At 71.2% G+C, this 16,881-nt stretch carries 14 protein-coding genes; 12 read left to right on the top strand and 2 right to left on the bottom strand.

Annotated features, from left to right (window positions below; all coding sequences use genetic code 11):
• The first annotated feature begins 144 nt into the window (after positions 1-144).
• The 7 genes from pstC (at position 145) to DEJ11_RS14975 (ending at position 10,986) form a co-directional block, all read left to right on the top strand.
• Positions 145-1,128, top strand: a complete 984-nt coding sequence (gene pstC / locus DEJ11_RS15005; RefSeq protein ID WP_111039792.1) for a phosphate ABC transporter permease subunit PstC — start codon at positions 145-147, stop codon at positions 1,126-1,128.
• Between the two features lie 2 nt (positions 1,129-1,130).
• Complete coding sequence (pstA, locus tag DEJ11_RS15000; RefSeq protein ID WP_111104386.1) at positions 1,131-2,495, top strand: phosphate ABC transporter permease PstA; 1,365 nt, start codon at positions 1,131-1,133, stop codon at positions 2,493-2,495.
• On the top strand, positions 2,492-4,234 hold the full coding sequence (pstS, locus tag DEJ11_RS14995) for a phosphate ABC transporter substrate-binding protein PstS (protein WP_258375498.1): 1,743 nt from the start codon (positions 2,492-2,494) through the stop codon (positions 4,232-4,234). Before pstA ends, pstS begins: the two co-directional genes overlap by 4 nt.
• Complete coding sequence (locus DEJ11_RS14990; protein WP_181440875.1) at positions 4,231-6,834, top strand: hypothetical protein; 2,604 nt, start codon at positions 4,231-4,233, stop codon at positions 6,832-6,834. The genes pstS and DEJ11_RS14990 overlap by 4 nt, the downstream gene beginning before the upstream one ends.
• Positions 6,835-6,898: 64 nt before the next feature.
• The gene (locus DEJ11_RS14985; protein WP_111104380.1) at positions 6,899-8,965 is read left to right on the top strand and encodes an Ig-like domain repeat protein; all 2,067 of its coding nucleotides are present in this window, start codon (positions 6,899-6,901) and stop codon (positions 8,963-8,965) included.
• A gap of 99 nt (positions 8,966-9,064) precedes the next feature.
• Positions 9,065-10,111, top strand: a complete 1,047-nt coding sequence (locus DEJ11_RS14980; RefSeq protein WP_111105162.1) for a sortase — start codon at positions 9,065-9,067, stop codon at positions 10,109-10,111.
• Between the two features lie 98 nt (positions 10,112-10,209).
• Positions 10,210-10,986 carry a phosphate ABC transporter ATP-binding protein gene (locus tag DEJ11_RS14975; protein WP_220038348.1) on the top strand — a complete coding sequence of 259 codons (777 nt, stop codon included), beginning with the start codon at positions 10,210-10,212 and terminating at the stop codon, positions 10,984-10,986.
• A 335-nt stretch (positions 10,987-11,321) separates the two neighbouring features.
• Here the strand turns inward: DEJ11_RS14975 and DEJ11_RS14970 are convergent, their stop codons facing one another.
• Entirely contained in the window at positions 11,322-11,861 is a 540-nt protein-coding gene (locus DEJ11_RS14970; RefSeq protein WP_146250111.1) for a hypothetical protein, read from the bottom strand.
• A 237-nt stretch (positions 11,862-12,098) separates the two neighbouring features.
• Here DEJ11_RS14970 and DEJ11_RS14965 point away from each other — a divergent pair, with 237 nt between their 5' ends.
• Positions 12,099-12,569 carry a hypothetical protein gene (locus DEJ11_RS14965; protein WP_146250110.1) on the top strand — a complete coding sequence of 157 codons (471 nt, stop codon included), beginning with the start codon at positions 12,099-12,101 and terminating at the stop codon, positions 12,567-12,569.
• 55 nt (positions 12,570-12,624) lie between these two features.
• Positions 12,625-13,203, top strand: coding sequence for a TetR/AcrR family transcriptional regulator (locus DEJ11_RS14960; protein ID WP_146250109.1), 579 nt, complete (start codon positions 12,625-12,627; stop codon positions 13,201-13,203).
• 82 nt (positions 13,204-13,285) lie between these two features.
• Here DEJ11_RS14960 and DEJ11_RS14955 read toward each other — a convergent pair whose 3' ends face one another.
• On the bottom strand, positions 13,286-13,930 hold the full coding sequence (locus tag DEJ11_RS14955; protein ID WP_111024726.1) for a GntR family transcriptional regulator: 645 nt from the start codon (positions 13,928-13,930) through the stop codon (positions 13,286-13,288).
• A gap of 97 nt (positions 13,931-14,027) precedes the next feature.
• Here DEJ11_RS14955 and DEJ11_RS14950 point away from each other — a divergent pair, with 97 nt between their 5' ends.
• The 3 genes from DEJ11_RS14950 to DEJ11_RS14940 are packed head-to-tail and all read left to right on the top strand — an operon-like array spanning position 14,028 to position 16,862.
• On the top strand, positions 14,028-14,735 hold the full coding sequence (locus tag DEJ11_RS14950) for a DUF969 domain-containing protein (RefSeq protein ID WP_111105158.1): 708 nt from the start codon (positions 14,028-14,030) through the stop codon (positions 14,733-14,735).
• Positions 14,732-15,814 carry a DUF979 domain-containing protein gene (locus DEJ11_RS14945; protein ID WP_111105157.1) on the top strand — a complete coding sequence of 361 codons (1,083 nt, stop codon included), beginning with the start codon at positions 14,732-14,734 and terminating at the stop codon, positions 15,812-15,814. Before DEJ11_RS14950 ends, DEJ11_RS14945 begins: the two co-directional genes overlap by 4 nt.
• Entirely contained in the window at positions 15,801-16,862 is a 1,062-nt protein-coding gene (locus tag DEJ11_RS14940; protein ID WP_258375559.1) for a DUF2891 family protein, read from the top strand. The genes DEJ11_RS14945 and DEJ11_RS14940 overlap by 14 nt, the downstream gene beginning before the upstream one ends.
• The last annotated feature ends 19 nt before the right edge of the window (positions 16,863-16,881 follow it).

Raw genomic sequence — 16,881 nt, 5'->3', positions numbered from 1 at the left:
AAACCCGTCTGTTCACTTCTGAGCCGTTTCCTGGACGCCGGCTGAGGGGCCTTCGTTGGTCGAGCGACTGCCAAGGTGATGCCCGCCGGAACGGGAGCGCAGCATCCCCCGGCGCACCCGACCTGCTGCCCCGGATTCCGAAGGATGCCGTTGTCCACAGATTCGCCCCGCCTGCTCACGGTCGTGCGGGACCCATCGGACGTCAGGTTCCGGAACATCGCCCGTGCCGGCGGTGTCACCGTCCTCGCGATCATGTTGCTCGTCGGGCTGTTCCTGGCCGTCCGGGCCGCCGAGGCACTGCGCGTCGCCGGGTTCGGGTTCCTCACCACGCAGGCCTGGGACCCCGACGCCCACCGGTTCGGCATCGCCGCCGTGCTGGTCGGCACGGTCCTGATCGCCGCCGTCGCGATCGCGTTCGCCCTGCCGCTCTCGCTCGGCACCGCGCTGTACATCACCGAGTACGCACCCCTGCGGATCCGCAAGGCGTTCATCGGGCTCGTCGACCTGATGGCCGCGATCCCGAGCGTCGTGTACGGGCTCTGGGGCTTCTTCTTCCTGCAGTCGCAGATCACGCCGGTGTCGCGGTGGATCTCGCAGTGGTTCGGCTGGATCCCGCTCTTCTCGGTGTCGGGCGTCGACCTCGACGACCCGCTCGCGTCGCCGACCGCGTACACGGCCTCGACGTTCATCGCGGGCATCGTCGTCGGGCTGATGATCACGCCGATCGTCACCTCGATCATGCGCGAGGTGTTCTCGCAGGCCCCGCTCGGTGAGCGTGAGGGGGCGCTTGCGCTCGGGTCGACGCGGTGGGGGATGATCCGCTCGGTCGTGCTGCCGTTCGGCCGGGGCGGCATCATCGGCGGGACGATGCTCGGTCTGGGCCGGGCGCTGGGCGAGACCATCGCCGTCTACATGATCATCTCGCCGGTGTTCGTCATCCAGCCGCACATCCTGCAGGCCGGGGCGAGCTCGGTCTCCTCGTTGATCGCCCTGCGGTACGGCGACGCGACACCCTTCGGCATGTCGGCACTCATGGCAGCGGGTCTGACGCTGTTCCTGATGACGCTGTGCATCAACTTCGCCGCGTCCGCCGTGGTCGCCCGATCGCGTTCGGGAGCGAGCAGCTAGCCATGACCGACACCACCCAGGCGCCGTCGGGCGTCACGTCACCCCTGCCCACCGTCCCCCTGTCGACGCCCGTCCCGGTCAGCCCGGTGACGGTGTCGACGCCCTCGGGCTCTGGCTCCGGCACGGTCCTGCCGCGGCTCGAGCGGGAGTCCGAGCCGGCCCGTGGGCCCGAGGAGCGCCGGTTCAGCGGCACCCGGATCAGCGACGTGCTCTGCGTCGTCGGTGCCGCGGTCGCCTCGGTCTCGGTCACGTCGATCGTGTTCACCGAACTCGCCCCGGTCTCCGGCCCGATCGCCTTCGCGGCCGTCGCCTACGTGATGTTCCTGGTGTTCTACGCGCTCCTCGTCGCCACCAACGAGAGCGCGGCCGTGGTCCGTGACCGGGTCGTCTCCGCCGCGGTGCACTCGCTGGCGTTCGTCGTGGTGGCCACGCTGGTGTTCGTCGTCTCGTTCAGCGTGATCCGGGCCACCAAGGCGCTGCCGCACTGGAACTTCTACACGCAGGACATGGCGCTCACCGGGCCGCTCGACCCGATGACCTCCGGCGGGGTGCTGCACGCCATCGCGGGGTCACTCATCCAGATCTCGATCGCGCTCGTGATCACGGTGCCGCTCGGCGTGACCACGGCGCTGTTCCTGACCGAGGTGCCCGGACCCTTCGCCCGGTTCGTCCGCACCATCGTCGAGGCGATGACCGCGCTGCCCTCGATCGTCGCGGGGCTCTTCATCTACGCGAGCGTCATCGTCGGGCTCGGCTTCGACAAGTCCGGGTTCGCGGCGTCCCTGGCGATCAGCGTGATGATGCTGCCGATCATGATCCGGTCCGCCGACGTCGTGCTCCGCCTAGTGCCGTCGACGCTGAAGGAGGCGTCGATCGGGCTCGGTGCCGGTCAGTGGCAGACGGTGTGGCGGGTCGTGCTGCCGACGTCCCGCTCCGGCCTGGTCACCGCGATCATCCTCGCCACCGCGCGCGGCATCGGTGAGACGAGCCCGGTGCTGCTGACCGCCGGCTTCGCGCCCGACCTGAACCTCGACCCGACGAGCGGCCCGATGATCTCGCTGCCCCTGGCGATCTTCGAGTTCGTCAAGTCGCCCGAACCGAACATGATCGCCCGCGGCTTCGGCGCGGCCGCGGTCCTGATGTTCCTCGTGCTGGTGCTCTTCGTGATCGCCCGTGTGATCGGGTCGCAGACCGTCGCCACCCGCGAGCGCCGCAACGACCGGTTCCGGGCGCTCGGTCGCCTGGTCCTGCGCGGTGTCGCCGTCGCCGAACCGGTCTGGCGCCCCGTCGGCCGTTTCGTCCGCAGGCATGCCCGCCGCTACGTCCACCCGTTCCCCGCCGACGCCTCCCAGAAGGACCCCTCGTGAGACCCCGCAGAACACGCCTGATGGGCGCGGTCCTGGCCGCCGCCGCACTGGCCCTGTCGATCCTCCCCGCCACCGCGGCCGACGCGGGCGAGTCCTACGTGCCCATCTCGGGCGCCGGCTCGTCGTGGAGCTCCGTCGCGATCCAGCAGTGGGCCGTGAACGTGCAGCAGTACGGGATGAAGGTCCGGTACGCCAGCACCGGGTCCTCCGACGGCCGCAACCAGTTCAAGGCGGGCACGGTCGACTTCGCCGTCTCCGAGATCCCGTACGGCATCAAGGACGGTGGGGTCACCGACGTCCCGCCGACGGTCGGCTACGCGTACATGCCGATCGTCGCCGGTGGCACGTCGTTCATGTACAACCTCAGCGCCGGTGGCAAGCAGATCACCAACCTGCGGCTGTCCGGCCCGGTGCTCGCGGGCATCTTCACCGGCAAGATCACGAGCTGGGACGACCCGAAGGTCAAGGCCGACAACCCCGGGCTCGACCTGCCGAAGCGCCGCGTCGTGCCGGTCGTCCGGTCCGACGGGTCCGGGTCGACCGCGCAGTTCACCACCTGGATGAGCAAGAAGTACCCGTCCGAGTGGAACGCGTACTGCAAGCAGGCGGGCCGGCCGCTGCCGTGCGGCATCACGTCGAACTACCCGACGGTCGCCGGCAAGGGGTTCATCGCCCAGCCGAACTCGCAGGGCGTGTCCGGCTACGTCGCCCAGAAGGCCAACGTCGGCACGATCACGTACGTCGAGTACTCCTACGCGTTGAAGACCGGCTACCCGGTGGCGAAGGTGCTGAACAAGGCCGGTTACTACGTCGAACCGACCGCCTCGAACGTCGCGGTGGGCCTGCTCGGCGCGAAGATCAACCAGGACAAGCGGTCGTCGTCGTACCTGACGCAGATCCTCGACGGCGTCTACGACAACCCCGACGCCCGCACCTACCCGCTGTCGTCGTACTCCTACATGGTGGTGCCGACGACCACGGACGCGAGCCTGACCCCGGCGAAGGGCAAGACCCTCGGGGCGTTCGACTACTACTTCCTGTGCGAGGGGCAGCAGCAGGCCGAGGTGCTCGGCTACTCGCCACTGCCGATCAACCTGGTGCAGGCCGGACTCGACCAGGTGCGGCGCATCCCCGGTGTCGAGGCGAAGAAGATCGACATCCGGAAGTGCAACAACCCGACGTTCTCCGCCGACGGCAAGAACACCCTCGCCGTCAAGGCACCGCAGCCGCCCGCGTGCGACAAGCTCGGCGCGACCCAGTGCAACACGGGCACCGGCGGGGCGAAGGGCACCACGACGCCGACCCAGAGCGGTGGCGCGTCCGGTGGTGGCGCGGGCGGTTCCGGTGGCGGTGCCGGGGCGGCCGGGGGCTCCGGCTCGGGCTCCGGCGGCGGTTCGGGGACCGGTGCGAAGGGCAGCGGGTCCGGGGGTTCCGGTTCCGGCGGCTCGGGCGGATCCGGTTCGGGATCCGGGAGCGGGTCGACGGAGCTCTCCGGCGGCAGCACCGGCAGCGGTGGCACCGGCGCGGTGCCCGCACTGAACAACGGCTCGCCCGTGCAGTGCGACGCCGACAGCGGTGTGTGCCAGAACGTGGCCGCCCTGCCGGTCGAGGTCGACGCGGCCGACGGCTGGACGCCGACCCGCACCCTGATGCTCTGCGCCGTGGCCGCACTGCTGGGCGTGGTCCTGCTGCCCCCGCTGATCGGCGTGCTCGTGTCCCGACGGAGGACCCAGAAGTGAAGAACCAGCACCTCGTCCGACTCGGTTCCGCGGCCCTCGTCTTCGGTGCCGTCACCTCGACCATCGCCGGGTCGTTGCTCGTCGCCACGATCCCGGCGTCGGCCACCGCGCCGTCGGCCACGCCCTCGTCCGCGGTGACCAAGTCGTGGGTCGACGCGCAGGCCGCCCTCGGTCCGGGCGGATCGACCACCACGCCCGACCCCGACGCGGCCGACTTCTCGAAGATGTCGTTCACGGTCAGCCAGACCCGCGAACTCACCGACCAGGGCGTCACGGTGAGCTGGACCGGTGCGAAGCCGACCTCGCCGAGTGAGTACGCCACCGACTACGTCCAGGTCATGCAGTGCTGGGGCGACGAGGCGGCCGGACCGTCCCCCGAACAGTGCCAGTGGGGCGCTCCGTCGTCGACGATCGCGGCCCTGACCGGCGTCGGTGCCGCCAAGCGCGACCTGGTGAACGGGGACGACCCGCTGCAGGACCCGACCCTGACCGGACCGGACGCGAACCCCGACCTGCTGCTCGACCCGCCCGTCGAGAACCCGTTCCTCCGCGCCTACCGCGTGCCCTTCCGGTCGGTCGACGGGACCCTGTCGAAGAGCACGACGGAGCTGTCGAAGCAGTTCGACGCGACGACCACGAACGAGGTCACGGCCGCGCGCACCGCGAGCGACGGCACCGGCCAGGTCACCTTCGAGACCCAGTCGGGGCTCGAGGCGCCGCAGCTCGGCTGCGGGCAGGACCGGGTGGCTGCCGGAAGGACGACGCCGCGGGACTGCTGGCTCGTGATCGTGCCGCGCGGCAGCCACAACCTCGACGGCGGTACCGCGGGGTCGACCGCCGCCGGTCGTGTCACCGGCTCGCCCCTGTCGGCATCGGCCTGGCGCAACCGTGTCGTGTTCCCCCTCGGGTTCCAGTCCGTGGCCCAGGCCTGCCCGATCGGCAACGCGGAGCAGCGCCTGGTCGGCTCGGAGCCCGCCACCGAGGCGGTCACCGCCTGGCAGCCCGCACTGTGCGGACTCGGCACCACCTACGGCTACTCGCAGATCGGCGACGAGGAGGCACAGCACCAGATCGTCTCGACGACAGGCGGGGCATCGCGGCTCGCCCTGGTGAACACCCCGCTCGACCCCGCGACCGCCCCGGACACGACCATCCGGTACGCCCCCGTGGCGCAGTCGGCGATCGTGATCGGCTTCTCGATCGACTACCGGCTGTACCCGGACGCCCCCGCCAAGGCGCGGAACGGGCTGCAGGCGCAGGACCTCACGCTCGACGCACGGCTCGTCGCGAAGTTGCTCACGCAGTCGTACCAGGCGGACGTGCCCGGCCGCGGCAAGGGCGACCCCACCGTGGCGGCGAACGCCTCGAGCATCGTGACGGACCCGGAGTTCCTCGCGCTCAACCCGACCTTCGTCGGCTCGAAGAGCGACACCGCCCCGGCCGGACTGATGGTCGCGCTCGGGGACACGAACGCGAACGCCCGGGTCTGGGCGTGGCTGCGGGCGGACCCGGTCGCGGCGGCGTTCCTCGACGGGCGCCCGGACGAGTGGGGGATGCGGATCAACCCCGCCTACCGCCCGCTGTCACTGGCGACCGACACGACGATCGACAGCTTCCCGAAGGCCGACCTGACCATCGCGAAGGGCGGCGACCCGGACGAGACCGGCTACGGCACCCTCGACATGCGCCCGTACATGAACGACATGCACGAGGGCGCCTACCGGACGCTCAAGGCGGACCCCAACCAGAAGGACTCCTGGAACCCGTTCGGGCAGCCGAAGGGCTACACCTCGCTCGGCGCCCAGGTGCCGGGGAGCCGATTCCTGCTGTCGATCACCGACACGGCCTCGGCCGCCCGGTACGCGCTCCCCACCGCGAAGCTCGTGAACGCCGCCGGCGAGGCCGTCGCTCCGACCACCGAGGCGATCACGAAGGGCATCGCGACCATGCGGCCGTCGACCGTGCCGGGCGTCGTCGTGGCCGACCCCGCGAACCGTGACGCGGCGGCCTACCCGCTGGCCATGCTCAGCTACGCGGCCGTGAACGTCTGCGCCTCGAGCCCGGCGGAGCGTTCGGACTACGCCACCTTCATCCGGTACGCGAGCGGTGCCGGTCAGGTACCGGGGGAGAAGCAGGGTGAGCTCCCCGCCGGCTACGTCCCGCTGTCGAGCAGCATGCGGGCAGCGGCCGGGCAGGTCGCCGCCGGGCTGACCGACGCCCGGACGGTCGCTGCGGCGTGCCCGAAGCCGCCGGCGGCTGCGGCTCCGACCGAGCCGACGGCGTCCGGCACCGACGGGGCGGTCCCACCGCCCACCGACACGACGGAGACCGTCACCGATCCCGTCAACGGCCCGGGGACGTCGACCGACACCCTGCCGGACGCGACCGTCGACCCGGTGGCCGACGCCGCGCCTCCCGTGTCGACCAACGACGTCGACGAGGCGTCCGGACCCACCCAACGCACCCACGACCAGCCGCTCGCGGCGACCCGCCTGGGTCTCGCCGCGGCGCTCGGAGCCGGCCTGCCGGCGCTCGGCGTGGGGCCGTTCCTGATCCGCCGTGGCCGGAGGCTGGCGATGCTGGCCGCCGCCCACGTGTGACCGAGTTCCACCCACGACCGCTGCCACCTGGGCAGCGTCGAACCCACGAAAGGAAACACCAGCCATGAAGGTCAACACCTTCTGCAAGTCGGCAGTCACGTTCGGTGCAGCCGCGCTGATCGTCGGTGCCCTCTCCGTGCCGGCGGCCCAGGCCGACCCCGCGGGGAACGCGTTCGGCAAGCTCGTCGGCCTCGGCTCGGACACGACCCAGGACGTCATGAACGGCGTCGCCGCAGCGGTCGGGGGGAACCAGATCGCTTCGTACGACGCGACGAACGCCGGCCCCACCGTCGTCACGCGATCCGGCGGAGCGGCCATCCCGCGCGTCTCCGGCTCCGGTGCCGGCCGTGACGAGCTGCTCGTCTCCGTCGGTGCGGTCGCCAACAAGTCGGGCGTCGCCCTGGCCGACGGCACGAGCACGACGATCGACGAGTCCGTCGTCGGCCAGCTCGACTTCGCCCGTTCGTCGGGCGGCCCCGCCGCCAAGGACCAGTCGGCCGACGGCGTCCTGGCGTACGTGCCGTTCGCCCGCGACGCGGTCGACGTCGCCTACGCGCCGGGCAGCCCGCTGGCGAAGGTGCCCTTCTTCATCGGGGACGGGACGCAGGCCAAGACCGCCCCGACGCTCTGGAACGTCTACCGCGGTGACGTGTCCTACGTGTACTTCAACGCGGACGGCACCTACAACTCCGTGGGCGGCAGCGCGACGGGTCCGGACGGCACAAAGGCGTCCAAGATCCAGCCGCTCCTGCCCAAGTTCGGTTCGGGCACCCGCAGCTACTTCCTCGGCCAGCTCGGTCTGACCGACGCCTCGGGCTTCACGAGCACGAACTCCTTCGTCTCCGACACCTCGGCCGGCAAGCCGATCGAGGAGCACGACGGCACCGCAGTCGTCGCGGCCGACACCGGCTCGACGCTCGCGATCGCCCCGTTCTCGGTCAGCCAGTGGGTGGCGCAGGCCAACGGCGTCGGCGGGGTCACCGACCGTCGCCACGGCGTGACGCTCGCCGACCTCGGCAAGACCGCCGGCAGCCAGACCGCGGCGACCACCGGCAGCGGCAAGGCCTACGCGACCAACCCGGCGTACGCCGGCTTCGTCCGTGACGTCTACAACATCGTCCCGTCGCGCCTGGCGGACGACCCGTCCAGCGCGATCGCGAAGGCGTTCGTCGGCAAGGACTCGCTCGTCTGCAAGCAGACCGCGACCATCGCCGCCTACGGGTTCCTGCCGGAGCCGGCGACCAACGCCGCCACCACCTGCGGCTACGCCCAGCTGCGTGCCTTCCCCGCGTCGCTGAGCACCACCGCCCTGTCGATCCCCGCGAAGGCCGTCGCGGGCAAGCCCGTCAGCGCCACCGTCTCCGTCGACTCGTTCGGCACCGGCGGCGGCACGGTCCGGTTCCTGAACGGCTCCACCGTCGTCGGGACCGGCACCATCGCCAAGGGCGCGAAGAGCGTCACCGCCCCGGTGACCCTGCCCAGCGGCACGGCCTCGGTCAACGCGCTGTTCATCCCGGCGCTCGCCGGCGTCGCGTCGAGCACCTCGGCGGCGTCCACGGTCACCGTCTCGGCCGCGACCGGCGTCACGATGACGGTTCCGCGTCTGACGGTCGGCAAGACCGCCAAGGTCACCACGACGATCACGGGCGGGAACGCCACGGGCGGCACCGTCACGATCGGGAACGGCACGGAGACCGTCGGCACCGCCAAGGTCGCCGCCGGGGCCACCACCGCCTCGGTCTCGTTCGTCCCGAAGCGCGCCTCGTACAGCCTCGTCGCCACCTACACCCCGGCCACGGCCGGCGGGACGGTCGCCACGAGCGCCGTGTCGACGGTGAAGGTCGCCAAGGGTGCGCCGACCGTGAAGGCCGGCAAGGTCAAGTCGGTCTCCGCCAAGTCCCACGCCAAGGTCACCGTTGCCGTGAGCGGCACCGGCGTGGTCCCGACCGGCAAGGTCACCGTCAAGGAGGGCAGCAAGACGCTCGCCTCGGTGTCGCTGTCGAAGACCGGGCGCGGCACCGTCTCGCTCCCGCGTCTCAAGGCCGGCACGCACAAGCTGACCGTCGTCTACGGCGGCGACTCCCTCTGGAACACCGCGCGGACCTCGTCCTCGGTGAAGATCACCCGCTAGTCCCCCGCCCGGCCGGTCCGTGAGGACCGGCCGGGTGCCCCACCCCGAAGACCCCACCCCCGAAGACACCACACCCCGAACACCCCGACGGACGGATCGATGACGAGCTTCACCTCCTGGTTGCCGGGCCGGCGACCCACCGGCGAACCGGACGCGAGCGGCCGCCGTCGCGCCGTCCGGACGTGGCGGCCGATCCGGGCGCTCCGTCCGTCCCGCACCCGGCGTCCGACCCGCCCGGTCAGCGGCTGGTCCCACGAGTCCGCCGGCCCCGCCGCCCGGGCGATCCCGGTCCTCGGCGCCCCCGACCGCTGGCGGTTCAGCGGGTCGGCGATCGTCGTCGTCGGGCTGTTGCTCGTCGGCTTCGCGCTGCAGTTCACGGCCGTGTCGCAGGTCACGTACTCGCGCGACCAGCAGCTCGCCCGTGACGCGTTCCGCTACCAGCTCGCCAACGCCACCGCCCCCGTCGGCCAGACCGGCACGGACGGCCGCCTGGTCCCCGAGGGCACCCCCGTCGCGATCGTCCGGGTGCCGGCGCTCGGCCTCGACACGGTCGTGCTGCAGGGCACCACGTCGGAGACCACCCGCTCCGGCCCCGGCCACCGTCGGGACACCCCGCTGCCCGGTCAGGTCGGCGCGAGCGTCGTCTACGGGCGCCAGACCGCCTACGGCGGCCCCTTCGGTCGCATCGACCAGCTCGACAAGGGTGCCCTCATCACCGCGACGACCGGGCAGGGGACCGCGAAGTACCGGGTCGTCGACGTCCGCCGCACCGGCGACCACGTCCCCGCACCGCTCGAGGCCGACGACGGTCGGCTCACCCTGGTCTCCGCCGCCGGGCTGCCGTTCCTGCCCGACTCCGTCGTCCGCGTCGACGCCGAACTCGTCTCGAAGGCCGCTCCGACCCCGACGCCCTCGTTCGGCTACGCCGCACTCGCCCCCGCCGAACTGACGATGGCCGGTGACGGCTCGGTGTGGCCGTTCCTGGTGCTCGGCCTGATCGTCCTGGCCGGCATGGTCGCGCTGTTCGCGGTCGGGATGCGCTTCTGGGGCCGTCGGCAGACACTCGTCGTCGCCGTCCCGGTGGTGCTCGCCGTCGGGCTCTCCGCGGCGTCCCAGCTCACCGTCCTCCTGCCCAACCTGATGTGACCGAAGAGACCACGATGCCCGGAACAGAAACCGAAACCCTCCTCGCCGAGTTCGACAGCTGGTTCGACCGTGTGCCGCCGGCACCGGATCCGTCGACCCTGCCCGCGACGCTCGACGCCCGATCCGTCTCCGCTTGGTTCGGCGACCACAAGGTGCTCGACCGTGTCTCGCTGACCATGCCGGCCGGCCAGGTCACCGCCCTGATCGGACCGTCCGGCTGCGGCAAGAGCACGTTCCTCCGCACGCTCAACCGCATGCACGAGCTCGTCCCCACGGCGTCGCTCGCGGGTGAGGTGCTCCTCGACGAGGTCGACATCTACGACGCGTCCCGGCGCATCACCGAGGCCCGGCGGCAGATCGGCATGGTCTTCCAGAAGCCGAACCCGTTCCCCGCGATGAGCATCCAGGACAACGTGCTCGCAGGACTCGCCCTGACGGGCGTGCGGCCCGACAAGGCCGCGAAGGCCGCGCTCGTCGAGGAGACCCTCACCAAGGCGGGCCTGTGGAACGAGGTCAAGGACCGCCTGCGGCAACCCGGCGGCGGTCTGTCAGGTGGGCAGCAGCAGCGGCTCTGCATCGCCCGTTCGCTCGCCGTCCGTCCGCGGGTGCTCCTGATGGACGAGCCGTGCTCCGCCCTCGACCCCACGTCGACCCGGCGCATCGAGCAGACGATCACGGAGCTCGCCACCGACGTGACGATCGTCATCGTCACGCACAACATGCAGCAGGCGCAGCGCGTCTCCGACCGCTGCGCGTTCTTCCTGGCCGAGGCCGGGACACCCGGTGCGATCGTCGAGCACGGCCCGACCGACGCGATGTTCCAGACACCGCAGGATCCGCGCACCGCCGACTACGTCAACGGTCGCTTCGGATGACGCACGGGAGGCACGGTGCGGGCCCGCATCGCGCCTCCCGTCCGGTGGACGGACCGTCGTCGTGCGGTCGGACTACGCGAGTACCTGGTTGAGGACGAGCGCGGCGCCGATCACTGCGACGCAGACCAGGAACGCAACCGGTGCTGCCCTGCTCTTCGGGTGCGCCATGCCAGCAAAGCCCGAGGCACTCAGGCCAGCTGCTCCCGCTGCGACCGAGAGCGGCCATCCATTGACGACGAGCACGACACAAGCGACGCCGAGCAAGACCGCGCACGCTGCGAGCACCCTGCTGAGCACGCGGCGGAGACGAGCCGGCGTTGCTCGCTCCGGAACGGTCAACGGTAGATCGCCATACACGTTCGGCCACGTACTTCGCCGTTGTTCCGGAAATCGACGCACATGCTCCCCGGACGCAACGTGTGCTTCTTGACGCTGGGGATGTTGAAGACGGCTTGTCCGCAGCCTGAACGCACCGACGTCGTCTCCTGCGCGTACTGCCGCCCGTTGACGTCCTTGAAGCGGTAGACGCCGCTCCAGTTGCAGAACATCCCCGGGATGACCGCAGCGAGGCCGTAGCACTCGACCGCGGTCGTCGACCCCGTGACCCGCAGCCCCGAACCTCGAACGGACATGTTGAGGAAGCATCCCGCTGGTACGACGATCGTCACGCCTCGGTAGCTCCAGCGGAAGGACGCAACTGGTGACGTCGCGAACTCTCCGTTGACCGTGTTGCCCCCGCCGGCCTGATTCGAGTCGTAGGCGTGCGAAAGGTCAGCGAGTTTCCGTGCCTGTTCGTGCACGTCCACGTCGGCGACTGGCTCCGCGACGTTCTGTGCCGCCGTTGCTGGCGAGGCAAGAGCTGCCACGAAGAGCAAGCACGCTCCGAGCGCTACCGAAGATCGTCCAATGAAATTGCGGGACAACGTCATCTCCCCATGTCAGTCCCGGCCTGTGCCGAGGACCTCACGCTACTGATCTTCCAGCACGTAGAACAAGAAATTTGTATTTCGGCGGAACGAGGGCTGGGTCAGTAGAGTCGAGATGTGGAACATCAGCGGTGGACGGTTGGGCGCGTGGGGCAGAGCGGGGCCCGGGCGATCCTGTTCGCCATCATGGCGCTCGGGGCCTCGATGCTGAGCGCTCCGAACGAGGCGTCGTGGAATCCGGGGGCGTTCCTGCTCGTCGGTGGCGCCGTCTGCGCCCTGCCGCTCTTGCTGGGACGGCATCGGCGCAGAGGCACCGTGCGGGCCGGGATCTCCACGTCGGACTGGGTGGCGCTGTCGACCGGTCTCGGGGCAGGGCTGCTCGTCGGCCTCCTCTTCTTCGACTGCTCGGCTGCCTTCGCCGCGCTCTTCCCGATCCCGTTCGTGGCGATCCACGCCGCCGTGAGTCGCTCCGACGGAAGCCTGCGAGCCCGGTCGATCGTGCTCGCGGTGACGGCGGCGTTGGTCGTCGCGATCCTTGTCACCGGTGACGATCTGCAGCGCGGCTTCGCCGACCTCGTCCAGGGGGCCGTGGTCGCCGGCGTCCTGTTGACGCTCGCGCTGGTCCTTCGGAGCGCTGTGCGGAGACAGCGGGCCTGAAGCTGCTGCGGTGCACTCCAGCGCTGCGGGCCGCGTGATCGGTACGGTGGTCGCCATGGCCCGATTCACGCCCCCAGCCGCTGACGCGATGCGCGCCCGGCTCCTGCTTGCCGCGCGGGACGAGTTCCCCGCGGTCGGACTGGCCGCCGGCAGGGTCGAACGGATCGGTGCCGCAGCGTCGAGCAACAAGGCGCAGGTCTTCCACTACTTCGGCAGCAAGGAGGGGCTGTTCGACGCCCTCGTCGCCGACACCGTGACCGAGACGTTCGCCGAGGCTCCACTCGACACCGCCGACCTCGCCGCCTGGGCCGGCCGGGTGCACGACTCGTACGTCCGTCGCCCCTGGGCACAGCGGCTCGCGACCTGGCACCGGCTGGAGCGTGCCGACGTCCCGCTCGAGTCCGTCGCGACGAGCTACGCCGACGCGGTGGCCGAGGTCGAGCACGCGCAGCGCGCCGGGGTCCTGCCGCGGGCGTTCCGTCCGGCGGTGCTCCTCGGGCTCGTCCTGCACACCGCGGCGTTCTGGAGCGCGACCGCTGCGGAGTACGAGCCGCTGGTGCAGGCCGTGACGCCGCCGCGGCGTCGCCAGGTCGTGGTCGACGCGGTCACGGCGCTGCTCGGCGGGAAGTCCTGACCGAGGGGTCCGCAGGGATCAGCGTGAGCGGTCGCGGGCCGGACGTGCGGGGCGGAGCTGCACCGGGCCTCCTGGCCGTCCCTCAGTCGGCTGCGCCGGCGGCGACCCGCAGCGTCCGCTCCGCGTCGTCGAGGTAGTCGGCGAGCAGCGCCGAGGCGGCGTCCTGGTCGCCACCGCGCAACGCGGACACGATCGCGTCGTTGCGTTCGACGAAGTCGGCGTGGAACGAGGCCGGGTCGGCGGTGGTCAGGAAGGCGAGCCGCATCTCGGCGAGCAGGCCGTCCATCAGGGCGTGGATCCGCTCGCTCGGCACCGCGCGCACGAGCTCGGCGTGGAACCGGATGTCGGCGGTGCCGACCGCGCCCCAGTCGCCCGCGGACGCTGCTGCCCGGGCGTCGGCGACCGCTGCAGCGGCCTCGGCGAGTGCCGGTGCGTCGGGGGTGCAGGCGCGCACGGCTGCCTCTTCGAGCACCCGCCGAGCCGCGTAGAGATCGGTGACGTCGGCGGCGGAGAGCCGGCGGACGAACACCCCGCGGTTGAACACGTGCTCGACCAGACGGTCGCGGGCGAGCAGCCGGAAGGCCTCGCGCAGGGTGTTCCGCGAGACCCCGAGCTGGTCGCTCAACCGCTCCTCGGACAGCTGCGCCCCGGGGGAGAACCCACCCGACGCGATCATGGTGCGCAACCGCGTGGCCGTGGAGTCAGCGCCGCCGACGGTTCGGGTCATGGCACCGATCCTGGCACGGGTGGCGTTTGTGAAGGGCGTGTTACAGAGCGGAACCGGCTCTTGCGATTGTTGAACAATGCGGTCCAGACTGTCCCGCATGTTCGTCCTCATCGGCGTCGCCGTCGTCATCGTCGGCTTCGCATTGCGCATCAACGCGCTCCTCGTCGTCACGGTCGCGGGCATCGTGACCGCGGCCATCGGCGGGATCGGTCCCGTCGGCATCCTCGACGCGTTCGGCAACGGGTTCGCCTCGAGCCGGTCCGTCACGACCTTCGCGCTCGTCCTGCCCGTCATCGGTCTGATCGAGCGCTACGGCCTGCAGGACCAGGCGAAGCGCCTGATCGCGAAGCTCGACAAGCTCACGACCGGTCGTCTGCTCGCCGGCTACCTGGTGATCCGGCAGGTCACCGCGGCGGTCGGCCTGACGAGCATCGGTGGCCCGGCGCAGACCGTGCGCCCGCTGGTCTACCCGATGGCCGAGGGTGCGGCGACCAAGAAGTACGGGCGGATCGACGACCGCATGCGCGAGAAGATCAAGGGCTACTCGGCGTCGTCCGACACGGTCGGTGTGTTCTTCGGCGAGGACGTCTTCGTCGCCGTCGGCTCGATCCTGCTCATCACGACGTTCGTCGACTCGACCTACGGACTGTCGCTCGAACCGATCGACCTGGCCCTGTGGGCGATCCCGACGGGCATCGCGGCACTCATCGTGCACGGCGGACGCCTGCTGCTGTTCGACCGCCGACTCGACAAGATGGCGGCGGACGCCCGTGCCGACGCTCCGATCCTGGGGGCAGCAGCGTGATCACCAGCGAATGGCTCTACTGGCTCATCGGCGCGTTCTTCATCGCCGTCGCCGTCCTGATCGTCACCGACACCGCGCACGCGAAGCGCCTGGGCAACGCGGCGTTCTGGGGCATCCTCGGCCTGTCGTTCTTCTACGGCACCTTCGTCGCCGCCGGCGCCGTGCCGGCCTGGACGCTCGGGATCGCCGTCCTCGTGATGGTCGCGCTCGCCGGGCTCGGCTTCACCGGCACGACGAGCCGCACCCGGGTCGCGAGCATCCCCGGCGCGGGCACCGGTGCCGAGACCGGCCCCGCCGAACCCACCGGCGTGACGCAGAAGATCACGGACGCCGGCAGCGGCAGCACGAGTGTGCTCGCCACCACCAGCCCGGACGAGCGCGCCGCGTTCGCGACGAAGTACGGCAACCGGCTCTTCATCCCGGCCCTCGTGGTGCCGGTGGTCGCCGTGCTGGTCGCGACGCTCGGGCCGCTCGTCTCGTTCGGTGGCGAACCGCTCCTCGCCGAGGGCAGTGCGACCCTGACCGGTCTGGGCATCGGTTCGGTGCTCGCCGTCGTCGTGGCGGTGTTCGTCCTGCGCCCGCCGAGGATCGCCACCCCGATCCGCGAGGGCGGTCGCCTGCTGCAGGCGATCGGCTGGGCGGCGCTGCTGCCGCAGATGCTCTCGACGCTCGGCATCGTCTTCACCCAGGCGGGGGTCGGTGACGCCGTCGGCACCATCATCAAGTCGATCCTGCCCGACGGCTCGCTGCTCGCCGCCGTGGTCATCTACTGCCTCGGCATGGCCCTGTTCACGATCATCATGGGCAACGCGTTCGCCGCGTTCCCGATCATGACGGCCGCGATCGGCTGGCCCGTCCTGGTGCAGGGCTTCGACGGCAACCCCGCCGCGATCTTCGCGATCGGCATGCTCGCCGGCTTCTGCGGCACGCTCGTCACCCCGATGGCCGCGAACTTCAACCTGGTGCCGGCCGCCCTGCTCGAGATGCGGGACAAGTACGGCCCGATCAAGGCGCAGATCCCCACCGCCGCCATCCTGCTCGTCGTCAACATGGGAGTCATGTACCTTGTCGCATTCTGATGCCGCCCCGATCGACCTGACCCGGGCCGCCTGGGCCGACCGCTTCGCGGCCGTCGCCGCGGACAACACGACCCGCGAGTACCCGTACGCCGCGCACCACGCGACGTCCGGACCGGACGACCGGGCCCTGCCCGTCGAGCTGCACCCCGCCTTCGCCACGTCGTACGACTGGCACTCGTCGGTGCACATGCACTGGCTCGCGGCGCGCCTGGTCGCGCACGGCCTGCCCGCCGACCTGGAGGCCCGGCTCACCTCGATCCTGCAGGCGCACCTCACGACGGATCACCTCGCGACCGAGGCGGCCTACCTGCGCGAGACGCCGCACTACGAGCGCCCCTACGGCTGGGCTTGGCTCGCCCGGCTCGCCGCCGAGGTCTCGGCATCCGAGGCGCCCGCCGTCCGGGCACTGGCACCGGGGTTCGCACCCGTCGTCGACGTCCTCGAAGACCTGGTCGTCCGGTGGATCGACGGGGCCGCGCACCCCGTCCGGCACGGCGTGCACTCGAACTCGGCGTTCGGGCTGCTGCTCGTGCTCGAGGCAGCCCGGTCGCTCGACCGTCCGGCCCTGGCGGCTGCGGTCGAGGGGGCTGCGAAGGACTGGTTCGGCGCGGACGCCAGGTGGCCGTTCGCCTGGGAGCGGAGCGGGCACGACTTCCTGTCCGCGGGCCTGGCCGAAGCCGACCTGATGCGGGCGGTGCTGCCCGCCCCGGAGTTCGCGACGTGGGCCCGCGGCTTCTTCGCCGCGGTGCAGCCGGGTGACGCGATCCTGCGGTCGACGGTGGTCCGGGACGAGAACGACCCGCAGCAGGTGCACCTGTTCGGGCTCGACCTGTCGCGGGCGGGATCGGCCCGGCGCATCGCGGACGCACTCCGCGCCGCCGGTCCGGACGACTCCGGCACCGGCGTCGCCGACCTGCTCGATGACGCGGCCGACCGGCTGCTGGCCTCGGGTCTCGCCGCGAGCGTGGGCGAGGAGTACTACTCCACCCACTGGCTGGCGAGCTTCGCCTGGGACGCCATGGAGGCCCGGGAGCACGCCGCCCGCTGATCGTTCGTCGGGAGCGCTG

Source organism: Curtobacterium sp. MCLR17_058, assembly GCF_003234705.2.
Taxonomy (GTDB): domain Bacteria; phylum Actinomycetota; class Actinomycetes; order Actinomycetales; family Microbacteriaceae; genus Curtobacterium; species Curtobacterium flaccumfaciens.
Note: the sequence above shows the minus strand (reverse complement) of the source record. Positions and strands in the feature narration are given on the sequence as shown.